At 70.5% G+C, this 21,918-nt stretch carries 29 protein-coding genes; 17 read left to right on the forward strand and 12 right to left on the reverse strand.

Annotated elements, in window-relative coordinates; all coding sequences use genetic code 11:
- Positions 1 to 57: 57 nt before the first annotated feature.
- From ACWGKJ_RS12765 to ACWGKJ_RS12790, 6 genes are all read right to left on the reverse strand, one after another.
- Positions 58 to 804 (reverse strand): glycosyltransferase, encoded by a 747-nt coding sequence (locus ACWGKJ_RS12765; RefSeq protein ID WP_385031229.1) that lies wholly within the window; start codon positions 802 to 804, stop codon positions 58 to 60.
- Entirely contained in the window at positions 801 to 1,418 is a 618-nt protein-coding gene (locus tag ACWGKJ_RS12770; RefSeq protein ID WP_385031226.1) for an SAM-dependent methyltransferase, read from the reverse strand. Before ACWGKJ_RS12770 ends, ACWGKJ_RS12765 begins: the two co-directional genes overlap by 4 nt.
- Positions 1,415 to 2,179: a PIG-L deacetylase family protein gene (locus ACWGKJ_RS12775; protein ID WP_385031223.1), complete on the reverse strand. Its 765-nt coding sequence runs from the start codon at positions 2,177 to 2,179 to the stop codon at positions 1,415 to 1,417. The genes ACWGKJ_RS12770 and ACWGKJ_RS12775 overlap by 4 nt, the downstream gene beginning before the upstream one ends.
- The gene (locus tag ACWGKJ_RS12780; RefSeq protein ID WP_385031220.1) at positions 2,176 to 3,180 is read right to left on the reverse strand and encodes an acyl-CoA dehydrogenase family protein; all 1,005 of its coding nucleotides are present in this window, start codon (positions 3,178 to 3,180) and stop codon (positions 2,176 to 2,178) included. Before ACWGKJ_RS12780 ends, ACWGKJ_RS12775 begins: the two co-directional genes overlap by 4 nt.
- Before the next feature lie 44 nt (positions 3,181 to 3,224).
- A complete protein-coding gene (locus ACWGKJ_RS12785; protein WP_385031217.1) occupies positions 3,225 to 3,353 on the reverse strand; it encodes an LPFR motif small protein in 129 nt (42 codons plus the stop codon).
- 159 nt (positions 3,354 to 3,512) lie between these two features.
- The gene (locus tag ACWGKJ_RS12790) at positions 3,513 to 3,755 is read right to left on the reverse strand and encodes a hypothetical protein (protein ID WP_385031214.1); all 243 of its coding nucleotides are present in this window, start codon (positions 3,753 to 3,755) and stop codon (positions 3,513 to 3,515) included.
- Positions 3,756 to 4,019: 264 nt separating this feature from the next.
- Between ACWGKJ_RS12790 and ACWGKJ_RS12795 the strand changes: the two genes are divergently transcribed.
- Genes ACWGKJ_RS12795 through ACWGKJ_RS12845 form a run of 11 tightly spaced genes read left to right on the forward strand, consistent with a single transcriptional unit; the run spans position 4,020 to position 10,163 of the window.
- Positions 4,020 to 4,322 carry a gas vesicle protein GvpO gene (locus ACWGKJ_RS12795; RefSeq protein WP_385031211.1) on the forward strand — a complete coding sequence of 101 codons (303 nt, stop codon included), beginning with the start codon at positions 4,020 to 4,022 and terminating at the stop codon, positions 4,320 to 4,322.
- Positions 4,323 to 4,380: 58 nt separating this feature from the next.
- Positions 4,381 to 4,827 carry a gas vesicle structural protein GvpA gene (locus tag ACWGKJ_RS12800; RefSeq protein WP_385031208.1) on the forward strand — a complete coding sequence of 149 codons (447 nt, stop codon included), beginning with the start codon at positions 4,381 to 4,383 and terminating at the stop codon, positions 4,825 to 4,827.
- A gap of 3 nt (positions 4,828 to 4,830) precedes the next feature.
- Positions 4,831 to 5,544, forward strand: a complete 714-nt coding sequence (locus ACWGKJ_RS12805) for a GvpL/GvpF family gas vesicle protein (protein ID WP_385031205.1) — start codon at positions 4,831 to 4,833, stop codon at positions 5,542 to 5,544.
- Between the two features lie 37 nt (positions 5,545 to 5,581).
- Positions 5,582 to 5,839, forward strand: coding sequence for a gas vesicle protein GvpG (locus ACWGKJ_RS12810; protein ID WP_385031203.1), 258 nt, complete (start codon positions 5,582 to 5,584; stop codon positions 5,837 to 5,839).
- A 27-nt stretch (positions 5,840 to 5,866) separates the two neighbouring features.
- Complete coding sequence (locus ACWGKJ_RS12815) at positions 5,867 to 6,463, forward strand: hypothetical protein (protein WP_385031200.1); 597 nt, start codon at positions 5,867 to 5,869, stop codon at positions 6,461 to 6,463.
- On the forward strand, positions 6,456 to 7,754 hold the full coding sequence (locus ACWGKJ_RS12820) for an SRPBCC family protein (protein ID WP_385031280.1): 1,299 nt from the start codon (positions 6,456 to 6,458) through the stop codon (positions 7,752 to 7,754). Before ACWGKJ_RS12815 ends, ACWGKJ_RS12820 begins: the two co-directional genes overlap by 8 nt.
- A 34-nt stretch (positions 7,755 to 7,788) precedes the next feature.
- Entirely contained in the window at positions 7,789 to 8,265 is a 477-nt protein-coding gene (locus tag ACWGKJ_RS12825) for a gas vesicle protein (protein WP_385031197.1), read from the forward strand.
- Positions 8,262 to 9,083, forward strand: a complete 822-nt coding sequence (locus ACWGKJ_RS12830) for a GvpL/GvpF family gas vesicle protein (RefSeq protein WP_385031194.1) — start codon at positions 8,262 to 8,264, stop codon at positions 9,081 to 9,083. The genes ACWGKJ_RS12825 and ACWGKJ_RS12830 overlap by 4 nt, the downstream gene beginning before the upstream one ends.
- A 2-nt stretch (positions 9,084 to 9,085) precedes the next feature.
- Positions 9,086 to 9,295, forward strand: coding sequence for a gas vesicle protein (locus ACWGKJ_RS12835; RefSeq protein ID WP_385031277.1), 210 nt, complete (start codon positions 9,086 to 9,088; stop codon positions 9,293 to 9,295).
- Positions 9,296 to 9,303: 8 nt separating this feature from the next.
- Positions 9,304 to 9,708, forward strand: a complete 405-nt coding sequence (locus ACWGKJ_RS12840) for a gas vesicle protein K (RefSeq protein WP_385031191.1) — start codon at positions 9,304 to 9,306, stop codon at positions 9,706 to 9,708.
- Between the two features lie 47 nt (positions 9,709 to 9,755).
- A complete protein-coding gene (locus tag ACWGKJ_RS12845) occupies positions 9,756 to 10,163 on the forward strand; it encodes a hypothetical protein (protein WP_385031188.1) in 408 nt (135 codons plus the stop codon).
- A 131-nt stretch (positions 10,164 to 10,294) separates the two neighbouring features.
- Here ACWGKJ_RS12845 and ACWGKJ_RS12850 read toward each other — a convergent pair whose 3' ends face one another.
- A complete protein-coding gene (locus ACWGKJ_RS12850) occupies positions 10,295 to 10,642 on the reverse strand; it encodes a DUF6479 family protein (RefSeq protein WP_385031286.1) in 348 nt (115 codons plus the stop codon).
- A 298-nt stretch (positions 10,643 to 10,940) separates the two neighbouring features.
- Between ACWGKJ_RS12850 and ACWGKJ_RS12855 the strand changes: the two genes are divergently transcribed.
- Positions 10,941 to 11,579, forward strand: a complete 639-nt coding sequence (locus ACWGKJ_RS12855) for a DUF998 domain-containing protein (protein WP_385031289.1) — start codon at positions 10,941 to 10,943, stop codon at positions 11,577 to 11,579.
- A gap of 82 nt (positions 11,580 to 11,661) precedes the next feature.
- On the opposite strand, the gene ACWGKJ_RS12860 is transcribed toward ACWGKJ_RS12855, so the two are convergent.
- Positions 11,662 to 12,372: a DUF2470 domain-containing protein gene (locus ACWGKJ_RS12860; protein ID WP_385031292.1), complete on the reverse strand. Its 711-nt coding sequence runs from the start codon at positions 12,370 to 12,372 to the stop codon at positions 11,662 to 11,664.
- A gap of 152 nt (positions 12,373 to 12,524) precedes the next feature.
- Positions 12,525 to 13,670, reverse strand: coding sequence for a mannosyltransferase family protein (locus tag ACWGKJ_RS12865; RefSeq protein WP_385031295.1), 1,146 nt, complete (start codon positions 13,668 to 13,670; stop codon positions 12,525 to 12,527).
- A gap of 619 nt (positions 13,671 to 14,289) precedes the next feature.
- On the opposite strand from ACWGKJ_RS12865, the gene ACWGKJ_RS12870 reads away from it, so the two are divergent.
- Complete coding sequence (locus tag ACWGKJ_RS12870) at positions 14,290 to 15,105, forward strand: hypothetical protein (protein ID WP_385031298.1); 816 nt, start codon at positions 14,290 to 14,292, stop codon at positions 15,103 to 15,105.
- Positions 15,106 to 15,202: 97 nt separating this feature from the next.
- Here the strand turns inward: ACWGKJ_RS12870 and ACWGKJ_RS12875 are convergent, their stop codons facing one another.
- Positions 15,203 to 15,415, reverse strand: a complete 213-nt coding sequence (locus tag ACWGKJ_RS12875; protein WP_385031301.1) for a hypothetical protein — start codon at positions 15,413 to 15,415, stop codon at positions 15,203 to 15,205.
- Between the two features lie 277 nt (positions 15,416 to 15,692).
- Between ACWGKJ_RS12875 and ACWGKJ_RS12880 the strand changes: the two genes are divergently transcribed.
- From ACWGKJ_RS12880 to ACWGKJ_RS12890, 3 genes are all read left to right on the forward strand, one after another.
- Positions 15,693 to 16,247: a YceI family protein gene (locus tag ACWGKJ_RS12880; RefSeq protein WP_385031304.1), complete on the forward strand. Its 555-nt coding sequence runs from the start codon at positions 15,693 to 15,695 to the stop codon at positions 16,245 to 16,247.
- 71 nt (positions 16,248 to 16,318) lie between these two features.
- Complete coding sequence (locus tag ACWGKJ_RS12885; protein WP_385031307.1) at positions 16,319 to 17,443, forward strand: PP2C family protein-serine/threonine phosphatase; 1,125 nt, start codon at positions 16,319 to 16,321, stop codon at positions 17,441 to 17,443.
- 188 nt (positions 17,444 to 17,631) lie between these two features.
- The gene (locus ACWGKJ_RS12890) at positions 17,632 to 18,687 is read left to right on the forward strand and encodes a chitinase (protein WP_385031310.1); all 1,056 of its coding nucleotides are present in this window, start codon (positions 17,632 to 17,634) and stop codon (positions 18,685 to 18,687) included.
- An 86-nt stretch (positions 18,688 to 18,773) separates the two neighbouring features.
- Here ACWGKJ_RS12890 and ACWGKJ_RS12895 read toward each other — a convergent pair whose 3' ends face one another.
- Positions 18,774 to 19,574, reverse strand: coding sequence for a siderophore-interacting protein (locus ACWGKJ_RS12895; RefSeq protein WP_385031313.1), 801 nt, complete (start codon positions 19,572 to 19,574; stop codon positions 18,774 to 18,776).
- A 338-nt stretch (positions 19,575 to 19,912) separates the two neighbouring features.
- The gene (locus ACWGKJ_RS12900; protein WP_385031316.1) at positions 19,913 to 20,437 is read right to left on the reverse strand and encodes a VOC family protein; all 525 of its coding nucleotides are present in this window, start codon (positions 20,435 to 20,437) and stop codon (positions 19,913 to 19,915) included.
- Positions 20,438 to 20,834: 397 nt separating this feature from the next.
- Between ACWGKJ_RS12900 and ACWGKJ_RS12905 the strand changes: the two genes are divergently transcribed.
- Positions 20,835 to 21,815: an alpha/beta hydrolase gene (locus ACWGKJ_RS12905; RefSeq protein ID WP_385031319.1), complete on the forward strand. Its 981-nt coding sequence runs from the start codon at positions 20,835 to 20,837 to the stop codon at positions 21,813 to 21,815.
- Positions 21,816 to 21,918: the final 103 nt, after the last annotated feature.

The following is a 21,918-nucleotide window of genomic DNA, read 5'->3' on the forward strand; positions in this document are numbered from 1 at the left end:
CGGCCTGGGTCCACCGTCCGCACGCGCGCCCGCTGTCCGCGCGTCGGCGGGAGCCGGTCAGGCCCCGCCGTCGGGAGGGCCGCCGCCGGGGAGCCGGGCGAGGACGTTGAGGGTGGCGCCCAGTCCGTGCGGGGCCCGGTGGTCCGGGCGGCCCGATGTCAGTACGGGGCACAGGTCCGTGCGCAGGATGCGGCGGTGCTGCCGTTGCAGCGCGGCGACGAGGGCACGGTCCTCGCTGTGGGCGAGCGGGGGGAAGCCGCCCGCAGCGCGGTAGGCACCCGCGGTGACACCGAGGTTGGCGCCATGGACGTGCGGATGGGTCCAGCGGACGGAGCCCGCGGGCCGGCCGGCGAAGTACCGCGCGTCGTGTTCCGCCGCCACGGCCGGATGCAGCAGGGGGTGGGCCGTCAGCCGCACGGTGCCCACCAGGCACTCCCACCCCTGCCCGGCGTGGTGCAGCTGATGGGCCAGCCACCCCTCGGGTACGACGGTATCGGCGTCGGTGGTGGCGATCCACAGGCCCCGTTCGTACGGTTCCAGCAGGCGGAGAGCCTCCGCGGCGGCCGCCGCGCGCGCCACTCCGACGTTCCGCCGGTCCAGCTCCACCACCCGCGCGCCCAGACTCCGTGCGACAGCGGCCGTACCGTCCGTACAGGCATCGGCCGCGACCACGGTCACCAGCGGGACACCGGACACCGAGGGGTGAGCTGCGGCTGCCCTCAGGCTCCGCAGGGTCGCGGGCAGGGTGGCGGCTTCGTTGTGGGCCGGGACGATGACGGCGCAGGCGGCGGGACGGGCGTTCACACGAGTCCCTCGGCGGCAGCGGGGCCGGGGGCCGTCCGCCCGTCCGGGTGCTGTCGGACCAGGACGTGGAGCGTGAAGTCCGGGTCACGTACATCGAGGAGCGTGGTGAGACCGGGTACGGATGTGAGCAGCGGCGCGAGTTCCGTGCCGGTGAGCCGGTGTTCGGCCACCGGATGGTTCCAGTGCACGGTGACGAGCGTTCCGCCCGGTTCGAGACCGGCGACGGTACGGGTCAGGACGTCCCGCAGCGTCCGGTCGTCGAAGTAGTAGAGGAGTTCGGACAGCACGATCAGATCGAAGGTGTCCTGCGGCCACTCGTCGGGAATGGTCAGCTCTCCGACGTCCACATGCGGCTGGTCGCGGGTGGCCTCGGCGGCGGCCCTCACGGCGGCCGGGACCCGGTCGGTGGCCAGTAGCCGGTCGCAGCGCCCGGCGAGATGCGTGGTGAGAGCCCCCACGGAGCACCCGGGTTCGAAGGCGCTGCGGTAGCGGCGGCGCGGGAGCGAGGCGACGGTGAGGGCGTACTTGCGCTGCTCGTACCACCGCTCGGTGAGGCTCCAGGGGTCGTGGGCCCCCGCGTACATACGGTCGAAATAGGCGGCCGGCGTACTCATCGGAAGACCACCTCGAACGGCCGCAGATGATGGGCGAGTTCCTCGGGCGGAAGGATGGCCGCATCCCCCTCGCCCGTGGTCAGCGGCATGATCTGACTGGTGAACCGCTGAATCGCGCGCTGTTTGCGGGTGGCGGCGGAGGGCTGCAGCACGAGGCGTGCGGCGTCCTGCCAGGGGACGCGCGCGTCGCCGGGGCGGGCCCAGTGCCACATCCAGACCGGATAGAGCCACAGCGGCACACCGACCGCCCGGCAGGCGGTCACGGCCGCCCGGCCCGCTGCCTCGTGGTCGCTGTGGAGGTCGCCCGTCCACGGCGCCGCACACAGCGTGGCGCCGGTTTCGCGCAGAGCCCCGGCGATGGCGGACGCGACATCGTCCTCGTACTGGTGGACGCGGGTGTCGGGCACCTGGAGGCGCCGTGGCCGCAGATCAGGCAGCCCCAGGTCCGCCAGCGCCTGTTCGAGTTCGGTCTCCCTCATCGCGCCGAGCTGGGAGGGGGAGACCAGGGAGCTGCGCGGGTGGGAGCCCTCGCCGTCGGTGACCGATACGAGGTGGACGTCGCCGCCATCGGCCGCGAGGCCGGCCATCGCACCGCCGAAACCCAGCACCTCGTCGTCGGGGTGTGCGGCGACGACCAGGACGGGCCCGTGGGGCGGTACGGCGGCGGGGAGCCGGAGCAGGCCGTCCCACTCGGCCCACCGGGCCTCGGGGGTGCCGGGGGCGTCGATGGCGTCGGCAGCGGTCCGCCGTGCGGCATTCACTGCTCCCCCTCGCCCGGAACCAGCAGGCTCCCCAGTGCGGCGAGGTCGCGTTCCGCGTGGTGCTGGCGGATGTAGACGGTGAGGTCGGCGACCGCCCTGGCGTGCCGTGTGTCGTGACAGAGAGGGGCCGCGCCGGTCGCGCGCCCTGCGTGGTGCAGGACCTCGGAGCAGACCTTCTCCACGAACGCGCGCACCCGCAGACCCCGGATCCGCGCACCTCCGCAGATGTCCGACGGATCCGCGTCGATGTCCGCCGCGGCCCGCTCCACCACCGTCTCCGCCGCGCTGATCAGCATGTCGACGGAGCCGATGTGCGCCGCGGCGTGAGCATCCGGAGGGCGCCGGGCCGCCGACTCCACCAGGGTGTCGGCCACGGCGCGTGCTCCGCCCAGCCAGCACGCCGCGACTCCGATACCGCCGTGCTCGAAACCCGGCCTGTTGAGGTAGGCGTCCACCCCTCCGACAGCGACGGCCGGCACGTTCGAGAAGGAGACGTCCGGGGAGTCACTGGCGTCCATCCCGACGGCCTGCCAGGTCCCCGCCACCGGGCTCACGCCCCCGTCGGTCACCTGGACGGAGAAGAGCCTGCGCCCCTCCGGGGTGTCCGCCGTGACCAGGGCGTGTGTACAGGTGTGCGCACCCGAGCAGTAGGGCTTGACGCCGTCGAGGCGCCATCGGTTGCCGTCCGGGGTGGCAGTGAGGCCGGGACCGGGCGGCTGGGCCGCCCACACACCCCAGCGCTCCCCGTCGTCGGGGCGCGTTCCCTCGATCTCGTACCGGATGGCGACCGCGTCCACATGGCCCTCGGCCAGCCGGGCCAGCGTCAGATCCTCGCGCCCGAGCTCTGCCAGGGCCCGGAAGCGGTCGGCGGTGCGGCCGCCCCCGGGCAGCGGAAGCCCCAGGGCGCCCTTCTCGACCAGAGCCGTCAGACGTGCGGCGACCGCGTCGCGGCGGTCGCCCGGGCCCGGCGGCCGGGCCACGGGGGAGCTGTCAGCGGTCATCGTGTCTCTCCTCTGCGGGATGTGCGGTGGCCGCCTTGCGCCTGTCAGTGGCGACCGTGGGCGCTGTCCGCGGCTCCACCGAAGAGGCGCGCGACAGCCTTGAAAGGCAGGGCCACGACGGTGGCGATCGCTCCGCCGATGGACCTCAGTACATCTGCGATGGCAGTGAGCATGGGGGAACCTCTCTTTTCGCTGGGCTTAGAGGTGGTACTTAGTGTGAATTTCACCGAATTTCGGTCAAACGGCTCGTACCCCCAGGGTGAGCGGGGAAACGGAATGCGGCCGAACGCCGGAGTCGCAGGCACCGGCGGCCGTCCCAGGGGAGGGGCGGATCAGCGATGCGGGTTTCCCTGCTCCGGGTCGTCGTCGATCGTCTGCCATGTCTCGCCCCGCTGGTGCGCGTCGCGTGCCCGTCCCTCCGTACGGGCATGGGCTTCGGCCGATGTCGTCGCCCGTGCGGTCCGGCGGCTCCCGATGACGACCGCGGCGATCAGGATCACGACGACGAGCACCCCGACCGCGATCAGCCCGAGTGAGGAGGAGGGGGTGAGTGCAAGGGACGTGGAAGGGTTCATGCTCTTCGGCTGCCCCCGGTGAGCGGGATCAGACGGATGCGGCCAATAGCCGCCCGCGTTTCTGTCCGTCAGCCACCGCTGTGACCTGCACTCGCACCGGATCCAATCCCCGGATCTTCTCTTGTGCGGACAGCGGAAAAAGGGCGCCTCAGGGGAGAGGCATACGTTCCGTACTCACGGGCACGCGCTCTACAACCGCACATGCGGTTCACCGGACTTCCAATCGGAGCCCGCAAAATCCTTTGGCGCGCGACAGGCGGGATGATGGCAACGACTGACAGCAAGGACAGCCAGGACAGTAAAAGCGGCGAGCGACTCGATGTTCCTACGGCAATGCGGCGCGCTGCCGGTCAGCTCGCTGAATTGCTGCAGTGCGAACCGAGTTCGGTATCCGCGCTGAAGGCGTCCGACGACGGCTGGTCCGCGGACGTCGAGGTGGTGGAGCTGGAGAAAATTCCTGACACCGCCAGTGTCATGGCCACCTACCGGGTTCAGCTCGACTTGCAGGGGAACCTCGTCGGCTACGAGCGAATTCGCCGTTACGCAAAGGGGCAGATCGACCGCTGAGAGCAGGCCGGTCAGCAGGCCGCTGAAAAGCGGAACTTCCTCGGAAGGGAGATTCACCATGAGTGTTGTTCAGCAGTCAAGCGCAAGCACACGGTCGTCGAGCGGGGGCGGCTCGGGAAATCTGTACGACGTCCTGGAACTGATTCTGGACCGGGGCCTTGTCATCGACGCCTTCGTCCGGGTCTCGCTCGTCGGAATCGAGATACTCAAGATCGACGTACGGGTGGTCGTCGCGAGTGTCGACACCTATCTGCGGTTCGCCGAGGCGTGCAACAGGCTGGATCTCGAATCCGGCCGCAAGGCGCCCAGCCAGCTCACCGATCTCGTCGGTGACATGACCGAGAAGGGCGCCAAGGGAAAGTCCAAGGGTGCTCTGTCCGGAGCCGTGGAGGCGTTCAGCGAGTCCCTTCAGGGCGGCCACGACGATGCGGAGGAGAAGCAGGAGCGCCCGGCGCGCAAGTCCGCTTCCAGTAGCCGGCGCAGCTCAAGCCGGCGGGAGGAGTAGCCCGTGTCCACGTACATCTACGCCATCACCAGTGCCGCGCATCCCCTGCGCCTCGACAACCTGGCCGGTGTCGGCGAGCCGCCATCGGAGCTGCGCGTCGTCGGGACGGAGGGCCTGAGCGCCGTCGTCAGTGACGCACCGGCGGAGCTGCGGGCCAAGCGGCGGGACCTGGTCGCGCACCAGGCGGTGCTGGAGAGTCTGCTGACCGATGGTGCCGCGCTGCCGATGCGGTTCGGTCTGGTCGGCCCCGACGACGACCAGGTGATCGCCGCGCTGGAACAGCAGCACGACGGCTACAGCGCGCGGCTCAAGGAACTCGACGGGTGCCTTGAGTACAACCTGAAGGTCGCCCGGGACGAGGAGGATCTGCTGCGGGAGATCGTCGAGGAGTCCCCCGAGGTACGCGCGCTGCGCGAACGCACCCGCCAGAACCCCGGTGCCCACGACGACATGGTCGCTCTCGGGGAGACGATCTCCCATGAGGTCCAGGCCCGCGAGGCCCGGGGCCGGGACGACATCGTGGCCAGGCTCGGACCGGCCGCGGTACGCGTCGCGAACGGCGAGCCGACCAAGACGCACTTCCTGAACGCGTCCTTCCTGGTCAAGCGTGATCAGGCGGCCTCCTTCACCCAGGCCGTACACGAGGAGGCCGAACGCTGGGGCGACGGCTTCACCCACGCCCTGAACGGGCCGCTGCCGCCCTACAGCTTCGTCTGAGCCTGCGAACCTAACCCGGTTGAGCGGAGGACCCGGCATGGGCCTCATCACGAACATTCTCACTCTGCCGCTGGCACCGCTGCGCGGAACCGCGTGGGTCGTCGACCAGGTGCTGGTGACGGCGGAGCGGGAGTACTACGACCCGGAGCCCGTGCGCGCCGAACTGGCCGCGCTCGAAAGGGAGTTGCTGAGCGGGCGTATCGAAGAGGACGAGTTCGACCGTCGCGAGGACGAGCTTCTGGACCGGCTGGAGTGGCTCGAAGCCAACCAGCGGCGCCTGCGGGCCCATTCCTGACAACAGGGAGAACGAGGTACACGAGAGATGACAGGCAACGGCAAGATAGGTGTCGCCCTGGTGGGTGGATACCTGCTGGGACGTACCAAGAAAGCCAAGTTGGCGATCGGCCTGGGCATGTTCCTGGCCGGTAAGAAGATGAGTCTGGACCCGGCGCAGCTGGGCAAGATGCTGGCCAACTCCCCGGTGCTCGGCAGCCTCAACAGCCAGGTCCGCAAGGAGCTGGTCGAGGCGACCAAATCGGCGGCCACGTCCGCGCTGACGAAGCGGGCGACCGGCCTCGCCGACTCGCTGCACGAACGCACCCTGGGGCTCGGCGAGTCGTCCGGGGGCGCGAGCGACGACGAGGACTCCGAGTCCGCCGAGGAGTCCCCCGACGAGTCATCGGGGGAGCGCGGTCAGGAGGACGCAGCCGATGACGACCGGGACAAGCCCGCGCCCCGGAAGCGGGCCGCGAAGTCCACGTCGGGCAAGACCTCTTCGGCCAGGACATCATCGGCCGCACGCGGCAAGGCTTCGCAGGGCACGCGCAAGGCGTCGTCCTCCGCCGGCCGGGCCGCGTCCGGCAGCCGCAAGGCGGCGTCACAGACGCGCACCAGGAGCGGGGGTGGCCGTAGTGAGTGACTCCGCTCTCAGCAAGCTGAAGGACGAGGTGGCGCGCAATCCGGCCACCGACCGGCTCAAGGACGAACTGCAGAACTATCTGCACGCGCGGGCCGAACACGCGGTCACCCAGCTCGGACACAAACTGGGCGAGGGCGTCAGCAAGCTCGGTGAACCCGGCGAGGGCGGCCTGGCGGGCAGCCTGGCCAAGGGCGGACAGGCCCTCAAGGAGGGCAAGTCACCTGCGCAGGCCGCACTGTCCGCAGGCACCGCCCACCTCAAGGACACGGTCAAGGAGAAGGTCAAGGGCCTGTTCGGCAAGGGCCGCAAGAGCGGTGGGGGCAAGTCCAAGAGCGTGACGATCGTCGAGGACATCGACGTGGGCGTGCCCGTGCGCGAGGCGTACGACCAGTGGACACAGTTCCAGGAATTCAGCACGTTCGCCAAGGGCGTCGTCAGCGTCGAGAAGGCCGACGACACCAGCAGCAACTGGAAGGTGAAGGTCGCCAAGTCCACACGGAGCTGGAAGGCGAACGTCACCGAACAGGTGCCGGACGAGCGGATCACCTGGACCACGGAGGGCGCGAAGGGCACCGTCAAGGGCGTCGTGACCTTCCACCCGCTCACGGAAGACCTCACCCGTGTGCTGCTGGTCCTCGAATACTTCCCCAAGGGGCTGTTCGAGAAGACCGGCAACATCTGGCGCGCGCAGGGCCGGCGGGCCCGCCTGGACCTGAAGCTCTACCGCAAGTTCATCATGATGCGCGGTGAGGCGACCGACGGGTGGCGCGGCGAGATCCGGGACGGCGAGGTTGTCGTGGAGCACGACGACGCCGTGGAGCGGGAGCAGGCGGACTCCGAGAAGGAGGCGCAGGGCGACGCCGGCCCCGGCGACGACGAAGCCGAGGACGGCGGCGAGCGCGATGCCCTCGACGAGGAGAACTCCGAGGACCACTACGCCGACGACGAGTACGCCGATGACGAGGAACTCCCCGATGAGGGTGAGGAGCCCGGCGCGGAGTACGCGGACGAGGACGAAGACCTCGATGGCGTCGACGAGGACGGCGAGGTCCCCGAAGACGCCGAGGACGACGAGGCCCCCGAAGGCGAGCTGGACGCGGAGGACGGACCGGAAGCGGAGCCCGACGCGGCCGCAGAAGACGGCGAGGAAGCCGAGGAAGCTGAAGACGGCGAGGAAGCCGAAGACGGCGAGGAAGCCGAAGACGGCGAGGAAGCCGAAGACGGCGAGGACGACGAGGACCAGCCGGTCCGCCGCTCCCGGCGCCGCCGTACCGCATCGGCCCGTTCCTGACCCGGACCGACATCACAGACAGGGCTGAATAAAGGTGTCCGATTCACTGGCCGGCCGTATGGGGTCCTCCTCCGGGATGTCCCCGTACGGCCAGCAGGGTTCCTCTGCCAATCTGGCCGACATTCTCGAACGTGTCCTGGACAAGGGCATCGTCATCGCGGGCGATATCCAGATCAATCTGCTGGACATCGAGCTGCTGACGATCAAACTCAGGCTCCTGGTCGCCTCGGTGGACAAGGCCAAGGAGATGGGGATCGACTGGTGGGAGCACGACCCGTCCCTGTCGTCCCGGGCGCGCCCGTCCCAGCGGACGGAGACTGTGTCCGCGTCGGCGGCGCCCGACCCGCTCGCCCAGGAGAACGCCCGCCTCAAGGCCGAACTCGCCGAGCTGAGGCAGGCCGCGGGTCTTCCCGCGGGCCCGGAGCAGGAGACGGCGAGCAGCCGGAACGCGGAAAGCACGGACAGCGCCGAGAGTACGGCCGCCGGTACGGCCAGGGAGGACGAGCGGTGAGCACCGGAATCTCCTATGTCTACGCCGTGAGCCGGGCAGGCACCCTCAGCGGTGTGACGTCGGGCGGGGCAGCCGGCCTGGACGGGGGCGCGCTGCGGACGGTGGAGTCCGGCGGCCTCGCGGCCCTGGTCTCGTCCGTGCCCGATGAGGCTTTCGGCTCGGAGGGCATGAAGGCGCAGATGGAGGACCTGAAGCGGCTGGAGCAGATCGCCCGCGGCCACCACGCGGTGGTGGAAGCGGCCTACGGAGCCACCACCGTCCTTCCGCTGCGCCTCGCGACGGTCTACCTCAGCGACACCCGCGTGGCCGCCATGCTCGACGAACGGCGCTCGGAATTCGCTGAGTTGCTCTCCTGGCTCGAAGGCCATGTCGAACTGGGCGTCAAGGTGTACGCGGACCCGCATGGCCCGGCGGACGAACGGCCCCCGGCGGACGAACTGGCCGCCACGGACCATGTCTCCGCCGCTCCGGCCAGTCCTGGACGGGCGTATCTGCAGCAGCGCAGGACCCAGCGCCGCCAGCAGCAGAACGCCTACCGGGCTGCCGGGGAGCTGGCTGCGGGGGTCCCCGACCGGGTGGCCGCCGTGGCACGCGCCAGGGTCGTCCACCGGCCGCAGCAGGGCGAACTCGCCTCGTCCCAGGGTGAGAACGTCGCCAACGACGCGTATCTGGTCCCGGCGGCCCGTGCCGAGGAGTTCCGCCGCACGCTGGACACCCTGGCCGACGGGGTGCCGGGTGTACGTATCGAGATCACCGGGCCATGGGCGCCGTACTCCTTCGCCACACCACCGGTCGCGACGCAGGGCGGTGCGGCGTGACCGTGAGCGGCGGGCCGGACAGCGCCGGTACGGACATCGAGTCCCTGGCGGGGCGGCAGGTCGCGCTCATCGACCTGCTGGACCGCCTGCTCAACGGCGGAGCCGTCCTCACCGGCGATCTGGTCCTCTCCATCGCGGACGTGGATCTGGTGCACATCAATCTGCGCGCGGTCATCCGCTCGATCACTTCCGACGAACCGGCACCGTGGTGAGGAGCTTCATGACGGCCGACCATTCCCAAGGGCCCTCGGAGAAGGGCCAGTTCGGTGAAATCGCCCAGGCGGCCGCGCGTGCCTTCGATCTGCTTCCGGCAGGTCCGGATGAGGCCCGCGCGCACCCGAGTGGTGCACAGCGTCTCCAAACGGATCCGGAGACCGTGGAGCGTGATCTCATCAAATTGGTTCTCACCATTGTGGAGTTGCTGCGCCAGCTGATGGAACGCACCGCGCTGCACCGGGTGGACCAGAACGACCTCACTGAGGATCAGGAAGAACGCATAGGTCTTACCCTGATGATTCTGCAGGACCGGATGTCCGAACTCTGCGACCGTTACGGCCTCACCATGGACGATCTCAATCTGGATCTCGGCCCGTTGGGGTCTTTGCTTCCCCATTCCGGTGCCTGATCTCAGCAATCACGTTTCACCGTGCGGAAGTTGGCAACACGATCGATATGAGTGAAGACAACGAGAACACGGCTAAGCAGAGCAGCGGTACGACGGGGAAGAAGGCCCGGACGGCCGGCAGCCGAGCGGCCAGGAGCACGGCCACCAGGTCGAAGACGGAGTCCGTGTCCCGGACCGCGAAGAAGACCACAGGGGCAGGTGCGGAAGCCGCGCGCAGGACCACCGCTTCGGTGGGTGAGACGGCCACGCAGGCGTTGTCGAGTGGCCAGAAGGCGATGGCCTCCACCGCGGCCAAGGTCTCGACCGCCGCGACCGTCATCAAGAACCGCAAGGCCGTCGCCGCCGGAGCGGCCGCCGGGACCGCCGGCCTCGTCGGGGCCGCTTTCGTACTGGGCCGCCACACGGCGAAGCCGCCGGCGGGTCTGGTCTCCCGGCTGACGCAGGGACGCATCTGACGATGCCCACTTCCGCCCGGCCCGGGAAGGGCGAGTGCCGGTCACCGGCGCTCGCCCTTCCCGGGCCGGAAGCGCGAGAGGGCCCGGACGCCGCCGCGGGGTGACGGTCGGCGGCCGGGCGGAGAGCGGCTTCAGCTGCCGAGGCCGCCGCTGCCGAAGCTGCTGCCGTCACCGGTGTCCTTCGGCGGCTTCTGCACGGGGCTGCGATGCGTACTCGAACCCTTGATCTCGTGCGGCAGAAGACGCGAACCGTCGTGCGGCATTTCCTCCGGCTCCCGGTATTCCCGCATTTCGTGGACCGGGCCTTCCTCAGGAAGATGAGGCTGCTCCTCCGGCTCCGGTGGCGGGAGTTCCCTGGCGCGGATCCTGCGCCCCCAGGCGAAAGCGGCGAGGAGTACGCCCACCACAATGATTCCGGCCAGAAGCATGAACAGAGCCGTGTTGGACGAGACAGCGAGCTGATATGTCGAGGCTTCCATTCGACTCCCGTACCCGCGCGGCAGGCTTCCATACCGTTTCGACGGTGAGTCATACGGCCTTGAGCGTAAGGAAACCACCCCCGGACGCGGCGAAGAGTTTATCGCTCCGGCCGAACGGGAATCCGTTTCCTCTTCAGGGTGGGCCGCCGGTGAGGTATCCCGGCGCTGAGCGTGACATACGCGTACGCCTCGGTCCCGGCACCGCGGACGGCTGCCAGGCCATTCCCGGGCGGGTCGGTAAGCACCCTTTTCCGCGTGTGATCCAGCGGCGTGCGGCGGCGCATCTTATGGTGCTTCAATGCGACTTGTGCCCTGGTGGGCTCTGCTTTCCTCCGGGTGTGCTCCCGTGCTGTTACTCGGGGGCTGGAATGTCGCGGAGAGGATGCAGGGGCCCGGTTACAACCCCACGACCCGCACCATCAGTGTCCTCGCCGCGTACGGCATGCCCGGGTACGGAGTGATGACCGGCATGCTGCTCGTACTCGGGGCGTGTTACGTCGTCACCGCGATCGGGCTGCGCACCGCCACGCTCCTCGGCCGGGCGGCCCTCGCCGGGGGCGGGATCTCCGCGATGCTGCTCACGCTGGTGCCCGCGCCCCCCACCGGGGGCTCGTTCGGCCACGGGGCCGTGGTCACGGTGGGGTTCGGGCTGCTGGCCGTCTGGCCGGTACTGGCCGTCGACCGCGGTGCGCGCGCTCCGTGGCTGTTCCGGGCCGGGGTGGTCCATGACGGGGGCGTGTCGTGGGGCCTGCGTCCGAACGCGGCGATCGCGGCGAGCGCCGCGATGGGCGCCTGCGCGGTCTGGTTCCTCGTCGGACTCCAGCTCCATGGGCTGCCGGGGATCGCCGAGCGTGTCCTCACCTTCGCCCAGGCGCTGTGGCCTTTCCTCGTCGTGGTCTCCTGCTGGCCCCAGCAGGTCGCTACGGAGGAACCGTAGCCCGCTCCGGAACGGCCGGGGCGCCGACCGCTCGCGGAGCTTCTCGCGGACCCGGCAGGAGGCCGGGCGGACGGTCCCGCGGTCAGGCGAGGAGCCGGTTGGGATGGGAGGCGCGGCGCGCGGCGGCCAGCAGGGACAGGATCTGCGGTCCGGCCTGGTCGAGCCGGGTCACGGTCTTCGCGAACGGCAGGCGCACATCCCGGTGGGTGCCCGGGTACTCCAGGCGGAGCGTCACGCCGTAGCGGTCCATCGCCAGCGGCAGGACGCGCACCATGCCCTTGGCGGGCTGCGGTTGGGCGAGACGCAGGAGAAGGGGGAGCAGTTCGCGGTGCCCGTCCACGAGGTGGGTCAGCATCGTGGCCTCGCTGGTGGCGATCGGGTCCGGGGCCGTCGCCTGCAGCTCGGCGTGGGTGACGAAGGCCCGGCCGGAGACGTCGTCGAGGACCGCCTGCCCGAACTCCATGCAGGTGCTTGCCGTGGCCTCGGTGCTGTACTCGGCCAGCAGCAGCCCGGTCACCGTGACCCGGGCCCGCATCCGGTCGCGTACCGGAGTGGGTGCGATGTCGGTCAGCTCCAGCCGGACCGGGATACGTGCGCCCGGCTGCGCCGGCCCGGCCTCGTCGAGCGGTGCGTGCAGGTGGATGTGGCCCATGGCGCCCGTTCCGTCGAGGCGGTGCACCTCGACGGGCTCGTGCCCATCGCTCACCACCGTCATCGAGTGGGCTGCGGTCAGGATCGACAGCACGCGTTCGGCGGGTGTCGGCTGCGTGGCGCGGGAGTTGAAAGGACGCATCCAAGTTCTCCAGAGGAGCAGGCGGGCAGAGCTCGTAGTGCTACTTAGGTATGCCTAACCTAACCTATGGCTCCGGGTTCGGACAGCGGGGCGTCGCAAGGGGCCGGAAAACGACTGCGGTTCACCCGGACCGCTGGGCGGGTCGGGCCCGGTCACCCCGCCCAGCGGCCGGACAGGAACGTCAGCGCGACGGCGGTCGTGGCGGGCGCGGCCAGGCTGAGGAACAGGGTCTTGAGCGCCGGCCTGCGCAGGCTCCACCCCGCCAGGCCGATCCACAGCGGCCACCACAGCAGGGTGGAGCGGGGTATGGACATGTACCAGTACGAGGTGCCCAGGGCCCACAGGGTGAGGCCGATGTACACGGCCTCCGCCCAGCGGCGCTGCCGGGCCAGCACGACGAGCAGGACGACTCCGGCGACCATGGCCAGGAGTTCGGCCTGGAACATGACGGCGTAACCGGTGGTCTGGGCCTGGGTGAAGGCGTTGTGCCAGGTGTGCGACCAGGCATCCCAGGGGGAGTGGAACGTACGGTTCCAGCCCTGCTCCTCAGCGTGCTTCCAGGCCATCCAGTCACCGGTGTGGGCACGCAGGAAGCCGCTGTAGAGGGCCACGGGCACGGCGGGCAGGACCAGCCAGGGGAACTGGCGCCAGTCGCGGCCGGTCCGCGCGGTGAGGAGGAAGTGCAGCGCGATGGCGGCGGCGAGGAAGAGGCCGTTCACCCGGACCGTGGCCGCCAGCGCCGTCAGGGTCGTCGCGAGCGGCCAGTGGCGGCGCTGGGCGGCGAGCCAGGCGGGCAGGGCGAAGGCGAGGAAGAGCGCCTCCGTGTAGCCGGCGGCCAGAAAGATCGCGCATGGGGAGAGCAGCAGGAACATCACGGAGCGCCGCCCGGCCTCGTGGTCGGGCAGGTGCAGCCGGGCGATCCGGGAGAGCGCGAGAACGGCAACGGCCCCGGCGACGAAGGAGATGAGCAGTCCGGCCGCGGTCCAGTCGGTGACGACGGTGTGGACAGCCCGCAGTACGAGCGGAAAGCCGGGCAGGAACGCTTCTCTGTGGTCCAGGGTGGTGTGCAGGAGGCTGCCCTGGCCCGGGAAGTATCCGTCCCGGGCTATATGCAGGTAGAAGTGCCAGTCCCACTGCTGGAAGGGGGCCAGGAGGGGGCCCGCGTCACGGGAGTCGGGGTCGGCGGGGAACAGCCACCGGACGCAGTAGGCGGTGGTCCAGACGCCCAGCCGGGTCGCCAGATACAGCCACAGCACCTGGCGGTCGGCAGGTCCCACCCGCAGCAGCAGCGAGCGCACGGCGGCCGCCCCCGCACGGGGGCCGGACCCGCGCTGGTGCCGTCGGTCTCCCTCCGCCCCGATCCCGTTCCACCGGCCGGTGCCGGCCCGGTCCGTGGCTGCTGGGTCCGTCGCTGCCGGGCCGGTGCCCGCCCGGCCTCTGTCCGGTCCGTCTCTGTTCCGCCGGTCCGCGCCCGCCCGGCTTCCGTACCTCCGTTTTCCGGACGGCTCGGTCCTGTTCGCACCGGTCCCGCTGCCCGCGGTGGGTGACCGCTGTTCCGGCACGCCCGGCGACCGGCTGGATTCGGGGGTGTTCTCACGCAGCCCGGACGGCAAGAACGGCATGGGGGACTCTCTCCTAGTAGGCGGGGGCGTACCGGGACGACCGGTGACACCCGCGGTTCCTGCGTCTTTCGCTCTCTCGCTCTATTGGAATACGCGGGGGACCGGGTGTCCGGCTGACATGAGCCCCGGGAGAAGAGCGTGACGATCGTCACGGAACCGGAGGGCGTGATTGAGCGTCAGACCCGCGCCCCGGCAGCCTTCGACGGCCCGGCGGAGCGCCCGCTTCACAGGCCAATCCACCACCGCTTCGGCGTCGAATCTCCGGCGTCAGTCAGCAGACGCCGGAGGAACACCGATGAGTACGCCGCACCCCGCTGAGCCCCACGACTTCGAGAACGGCCCGGCCGGCCGGGCGCACCCGGCCCCTTCGGCGCGTCCGGCCGACGATCCGTCCCCTCCGTACGAGGGTTCATACCGGCACGAGGGTTCGTACGAGAGCCGGTGCGAGGGCCTGTACGAGGATCCCGTCCATCCGCCCGAGGCCGCCGAGCGGGCACGGGCGCGCCACATCGCGCGGGCTTCCTGCGCCGCTTCACGCGCCGCCGCCTACGGGGGAGTCCAGGCCCGGGACGGCGCCGGGCGCACGGCCGCGGATGCCGCGGGGGAGACCGCGGGGAGCACCACAGCGGGCCGGGCGGCGCTGCTCGCCCTGGACACGGCGCAGTTGGCACTCGGCACCGCCGTCAACAACACATCGGACCGACGTGACGTGTTCGCGGCGACCGCCAGGGGCGCGGCCCTGGCGGCCCAGGACGCGGTGGACTGCGATCCCGGCGGGCTGCACCTGGTCGCGAACATCCTGGCGGACGGATACGAGGCGCTGGCCGGCGAGGCGCTCAGCAGCCGCCCCGCACCGCCCCCGACCCCCGAAGAGGAGGCCGCCATCCACCGCGGGGAGGGTGAGCCGTACGACGACGTCTATGTGCACCCGGAGGACTCGGCCGCGTACACGGAGCGGACCAGGGTCCGTCAGCCGAAGGACGGGCGCTCCTACCGCCCCCGGCCCTTTCTGCTCTCCGAGGACGCCAGACGCGTGTCTCCGACGGGGGAGCTCTTCGCTCCCGGCGTCGGCAGGCACTGGCGGATCGCGTGGCGGCCCCTGTTCCCCTGAGCGCGGACCGGGCAGGGCATCCGCCCCGGCCGGGCGGCCTGTCGGGAGCGGCAGAGGTGCGGCGCCCGCGTCACGCCCGTACACCCGGAGCCCCGGGTCAGGCCGTCGCGTACTGGTGGGCGCGCCCGCCGCGCCACTTCACCCACGCCTCGTCGTCGAGCAGGGTGTCCGCGTCGAGCAGACCGGCCCGCCGCAGGAACTCGACGACATCCGCGTCGGCGTGGGCCAGACCTGCGATCTCTCCCTGGATCGTCACCCGTCGTCCTCCGCTCGGGGAGGGCGGATGCACCACTATCGGTGTGCTGTCCATGACCTCAGGGTGCGTCCGGCCGCCTTTTCCGGCACTCCGGGAGGACGGCGGAGTCCGAAGGCCCCGGCGCCGCGGCCGGACCCGGGGAGCGCCGGTCCGGCGTGCGTACGGCGGGACGGCCGTCCCTTTCGGGGGGTGCGGTCCGGCGGTCGCCGGGCCCGGCGGTCTTGGTCCATCGGGGTGACCGGGCAGGGGCACGGTGGCGCGGCCCGGTCCCCGTACCGTCCGGGCTGCCTAGCGTGAGACGCCCCTCTCGCGCGACTGCCTGGAGTACGTCATGACGATGCCCGCCCTCACCGACCTGACCGGTTCGTATGTGCTCGACCCGGCGCACACCCGTATCGGCTTCGTGGCCAGGCACGCGATGATCACCAAGGTCCGCGGCTCGTTCGCCGAGTTCGAGGGCACGCTCCAGTTGGACGGCGCGGACCCGGCTCAGTCACGGGTCGCGGTCACCATCAAGACCGACAGCATCGACACGGGCAACGAGCAGCGCGACGGGCATCTGCGGACCAACGATTTCCTCGATGCCCCGAACTACCCGCAGATCACCTTCACCTCGACCGGGATCGAGCAGCTGGACGACAGCCACTTCCGGCTGAGCGGCGATCTGACGATCAAGGACACCAGCAAGCCGATCAGCATCGATTTCGAACTCACCGGTTCCGCTCAGGACCCCTTCGGGAACCAGCGGGTGGGCTTCGAGGGCGAGGTCGCCATCAGCCGCAAGGAGTACGGCATGACGTGGAACGCCACCCTCGAAGGAGGAGGCGTCCTCGTCGGCGACAGGGTGGTGCTGGAATTCGACGTCTCGGCGATCAAGCAGAGCTGAGCGGCGGCCGGGCGGCCGACGCGGGACCCGGCCGAAGCGCGGGCACGGACCGGGTGAGGTAGGCAGAGGCCATGAGTTCGCTGCGCTTCCTCCATGCGCTCCAGGAGCCGCGTCGGCATCCGAAGGCGCTCATGCTCATGCCGTTCCTGCTGATCGCCGCTGTCACGGTGGTGGATCTCTTCACCCCGCCGGCTGTGCATCTCGGGCCCTTCCTGGTGGCGGCGCCGGCCGTGACGGCGTCGTTCGCCGGGCCCCGCAGTACCGCGCTCGTCGGCGCGGTCGCCGTCGCGGCCGACGCGTTCGTGGCGGGCTCGCGGACCAGCGTCACCGATCTCAACCACACCTATCAGCTCGCCGCGCTCTTCCTGATCTCCGTCTTCGTCACCTTCTTCGCGTATCTGAGGGTGCGCCACGAACGTGAGATGACCCATCTGCGCTGGGTGGCCCGCGCGGTGCAGCGCGTGGTCATGAGGCCGCTCCCGGAACGCATCGGAGCGCTGCGGATCGCCTCGGTCTATCTGGCCGCCGAGGCGGAGGCCCAGCTCGGCGGCGACCTGTACGCGGTGACGCGCACGCCGACCGGGACGCGCGTCATCATCGGTGATGTGCGCGGCAAGGGCCTCGATGCCATGGGTGAGGCGGCCGGCGTCCTCGGGGCCTTCCGGGCGCTGGCCCACCGCGATCCGGAACTCTCGGAAGCTGTCGGCCAGTTGGAGGCCAGTGTCACATCCGACCGGAGTGACACGGCAGGGGCGCAGGGGGCGCGCGAGGACAGCGGAGAGTCATTCGTCACCGCGGCCGTGCTCGACATTTCCGACACCGGCCCGGAGCTTCAGCTCGTCAGCCGCGGCCACCCGCCGCCTTTGGTGGTGAGCGCGGGCCGGGTCCAGTCGCTCGACGTACGGGAGCCGGGGCCGCCGCTGGGCCTCGGGCATCTGCTCAGCGGCGTGTTCGGTGCGGAGACCTTCACCTTCGGTGTCGGCGACGTCCTGCTTCTGTACACCGACGGCGTCATCGAGGCCCGGAACGCGGCGGGCCGTTTCTATCCGCTGACCGACCGGATCGCGTCCTGGGGCGCCGACGGCCCGGCCAAGCTGCTCGACCGGCTCTGCGCGGATCTGCTCCGCCACGCCGGCGGCAGCCTCGGCGACGACGCGGCGATGGTGGCCATCGAAAGGCTCCCGGCCGACGGGTGAGCGGCCCGGCCCGTGGCCGTCTCTCCGTCCCACGGTCGCCTCGCCTCCCGCAGTTTGGTCCAGACCTATTGACCGGAGGTCTGGACCACTTTACGTTGACAGGTACTCGACAGCAGCTGTGCAGGTACGGGTGGCAGGTACGTGACACTCATGCCCCGCCCGAGCGCCGGGCCAGGAAGGGACACGACATGATCGGTCGGACGGTACGTCTTCTGGGGGTCGGGCTCGCGACGGCCGCCGTCGTGCAGATGCTGGTCGCCGCAGCGCCCGCCGCCCCGCGGGCCGTTGACACCTGCGCGGTCAAGCCCAAGCCCGCGGGCAAGGTGCTCCAGGGGTACTGGGAGAACTGGGACGGGGCCGCCAACGGTGTGCACCCGCCGCTCGGCTGGATCCCTCTCACCGATTCCCGTATCACCGCCCACGGTTACAACGTGGTCAACGCGGCCTTCCCGGTCATCCGCTCGGACGGCACCGCTCTGTGGGAGGACGGGATGGACTCGACGGTGAAGGTCCCGACCCCGGCCGAGATGTGCCAGGCCAAGGCGTCGGGCCTCACGACGCTGATGTCCATCGGCGGCGCGACCGCGGGCATCGATCTCAGCTCCACCGCGGTCGCCGACCGGTTCGTCGACACCGTGGTGCCCCTCCTGAAGAAGTACAACTTCGACGGCATCGACATCGACATCGAGACCGGACTCACCGGCAGCGGCAACATCAACCAGCTCTCGGCCTCGCAGTCCAACCTCATCCGCATCATCGACGGCGTACTCGCCCGGATGCCGGCGGGCTTCGGGCTGACGATGGCCCCCGAGACCGCCTACGTCACCGGAGGCAGCGTCACCTACGGCTCGATCTGGGGCGCGTATCTGCCGATCGTGAAGAAGTACGCGGACAACGGCCGGCTCTGGTGGCTGAACATGCAGTACTACAACGGCAGCATGTACGGCTGCTCCGGCGACTCGTACGCGGCGGGGACGGTCCAGGGCTTCACCGCGCAGACGGACTGCCTCAACAAGGGGCTCGTCGTCCAGGGCACCACGGTCAAGGTCCCCTACGACAAGCAGGTGCCGGGGCTGCCCGCCCAGCCCGGCGCGGGCGGCGGGTATCTGTCGACCGGGCAGGTCGGCCAGGCGTGGAACACCTACGCCAACGGCCTCAAGGGGCTCATGACCTGGTCGCTCAACTGGGACGGCTCCAAGAACTGGACGTTCGGTGACAACGTCAAGTCCCTGCAGGGGCGCTGACGGCGCACGACCCTGTGCGGCCACGCGGTCAGCAGGTCCCGGCCCTTCGGGGCCGGGACCTCTTTCCGTTCCCTTCCCCCGTCAGGTCAGCCGGGGGTGGACCAGCCCATACGCCAGTAGCCCGCGAAGGAGACATCCCGCTTCGGTACGCCGCGGTCGTTGACCAGATGCCGCCGTACGCCGGTGGCCAGCCGGGATTCGCCGGCCACCCACGCGTACAGGGGGACGCTGGGCAGCTGGGCGGTGAGGACCGCTTCCAGGGCACGGCTGCCGGGCCGTATCGCGTCGTCGTCGCGGCTGAGCCAGTGGACACGTACTCCGGGCGGCGTCCGGAGGGGCCGGATGTCGGCCGCGGACGCCACTTCGAGGTAGACCTCGGTGGGCGGCGGATGCGGGTCGCCGTCCAGGATCGACAGGACGGCGGGCAGGGCGGTCTCGTCTCCGACCAGCAGTTGCGCCCGTGCGTGCTCGGGCCGTCGGTAGGTGGTGCCGAGGTCGAAGATCCCGGCCGGGTCGCCCGGCCGGGCCCGGCGGACCCAGGAGCTCATGGGCGAGTCGCCGTGCAGGGCGAATTCGATGTCGATCTCCTGTTCCGCCGGCCGCACGCGCCGGACGGTCAGGTTGCGCACCCAGGGGCGGACCGTCTTGGACATCAGCATCACCTGGGCCATCCACGCTTCGTTCGAGGCCGTGGGCATGCGCAGCGCGGTCTGTCCGATACGGGGAAAGAAGAGGCGGACGGCCTGGTCGCCGCCGACAGCGACCAGCTCCCGTACGCTCGGCCCGCCGAGGGTGACGGTGGCGAAGCCCGGGGTGAGCAGCTCGCGGCGGCGTACCTCCAGCGTGATCATCGTGCGCTCCGCAGGGGGACGCACGCGGGGACTCATGAACCGCTCCTCGTCGCGAGGAGCATCTTGTTTGCGCAGCTCATGGCAGTATTATGAGCAAAAGCTCACTTCCTTCGGTACTCGCTTTCCGTGCCCCGGAAGGAACGCCGGACGACGTCCGCCCACCGTCGCCTCGCCCCACGTCGCAGCCCCGGCCGGTGCGCGCCGGGCTGACCCGCGAGCGGATCCTCACCGCGGCTGCTCACGTATGCGCCAGGTACGGGGATGCCGCGGGCTGCATGCGGAATCTCGACGTGGCTCCGGCGGGCCCCCTTGGGCGGGGCCCCGGCGGGCCGGGCATGACGGCCCGCCGGGGCCGGGAGGCGGCGTTCGCCGGTTCAGTGGCGGGCCGGAGCCGATATGCCGGTCCCGCCCGGGAGGTCGGCGCCGAACTGTGCGATGACCGCGTCCAGGTCGAGCGGCGCGAAGGCCACGGGTTCCACCTCGTCGATCCTCTCGGCGGGTACCAGCCAGCACACTTCGAACTCCAGGCCGTCCGGGTCGCCGGCGTACAGCGACTTGGTGGTGCCGTGGTCCAACTCGTAGGCCAGCGCGCCTGTCCGGACCAGCTTGTCGCGGATGTGGCGGAACTCGGTCAGGGTGTCCACCTCCCACGCCAGGTGCGCGAGCCCGGGGCGTCGGTCCGGGCTCTGCGGGGAAGCCGGGCCCTCGATCTGGAGGAAGGCCAGATCGTGGTCGTTGGTCGACCCCTCGGCCTGCAGGAACGCGCCCTCGGGCACCTTGTCGCCGTCGGCGTGGACGCGGAATACGGTGCGGAACCTCAGTAGATCGGTGTAGAAGGCGACGCTGCGTTCGACGTCGCGGACGTAGAGGACGGCGTGGTTGAGACGCTGGACCGGCATGTCACTCCTTCGCATACTTACGATTGGTGCGTAGCCCCACCGTAGAGATGCAACGGGGGCCTCACAAAAGGAACATGGGTGTGCGCAAAGCACACCACTGGCGAAAAAATCCGCACCGACCCGACGTGCGAGACCGCCCGTGTCAGGTCCCTGTGCGTCTTCACTAACCCGCGATGCGCCGTGCGCACCGAGGCCCCCGAGTCCGACCGGTTGCACGCTCCGGCCCGGTGCTGCACCCCGGCGGGCCCTGGAACCCCGGAGGTTGGCCACATCGAGCAAGATCTACACTGCCCCCGGCGGCTGGACTCTCGCTTCCGGCGATGGATCGCGGGGTGAGCGCTCGGAGCACACGCGCCAGCCCCGAGGACGGCGCGCGAATTCTGACAAAGGTGGACTGATGGTGGCAGTACCTTTCGATGCGGCGCTGCTGGACGGATACCGTGCCGTGCAGGAGGCCGGTTCGGGCCCGATGAGCCTGGAGCGGCTGCCGGAGGTCCGGGCCGAAGACGCCGCAGAGGTGCCGACGCTCGACGAGCTGCGGCGGGGCGGGCGGTTCGAGGTGACTTCGCGCTCGGTTCCGGGGACGTCCGGAACTTCAGAGGCCGAGCTGCTGATCTGCACGCCTGCCGCTGTTTCGGGCCCGGCCGTGTCGCGCCCGGCCATCTACTTCGTACACGGCGGCGGCTACTTCAGCGGCGATCCGCGGCACCTGTTCTTCCTCGAACCGCTGTTGGACGAAGCCGAGCGCCTCGGGGCGTCGCTGATCTCGGCAGGGTACCGGCTCGCGCCGGAGCATCCGCATCCCGCACCGCTCGACGATGTCTACGCCGGGCTGCTGTGGACGGCTGAGCACGCGGCCGAACTCGGCTTGGACGCGGACCGGATCGTCGTCGCGGGGACGAGTGCCGGCGGTGGCCTGGCCGCCGCGCTGAGTCTGTCGGTGCGCGACAAGGGCGGTCCGCGGCTGGCCGGGCAGTTGCTGATGTGCCCGATGCTCGACGACCGCAACGACAGTGCTTCGGCCCTTCAGATGGACGGTGCCGATGTCTGGGACCGCGGCTGGAACGGCTTCGGGTGGAAGGCCCTGCTCGGTTCCGAGTGCGGGGGCCCGGACGTGTCGCCCTACGCCGCGCCCGCCCGCGCCACGGATCTGTCCGGACTGCCGCCCGCCTTCATCGATGTCGGCTCCGCGGAGACACTGCGCGACGAGGCCGTCGCCTACGCCGACCGGATCTGGCGGGCCGGCGGCGCTGCCGAGCTGCATGTGTGGTCCGGCGGCTACCACACGTTCGACCTGGTGGCCCCGGACGCGGTGATCAGCCGGGCGGCGTGGCGGGCCCGTCGTTCCTGGCTGGAGCGGGTGCTGGCGGCGGACTGACATCCCGCTCGGGTCTTGAGCGAAGGCCGGCCCTCGCTCCGCTGTACCCGCATCCGACGCGGCCCCGGCGCTACAGCCCCGCCGCCCCGGCGTGTGCTGAGAA

The sequence above is a fragment of the Streptomyces sp. NPDC054757 genome, assembly GCF_053612185.1.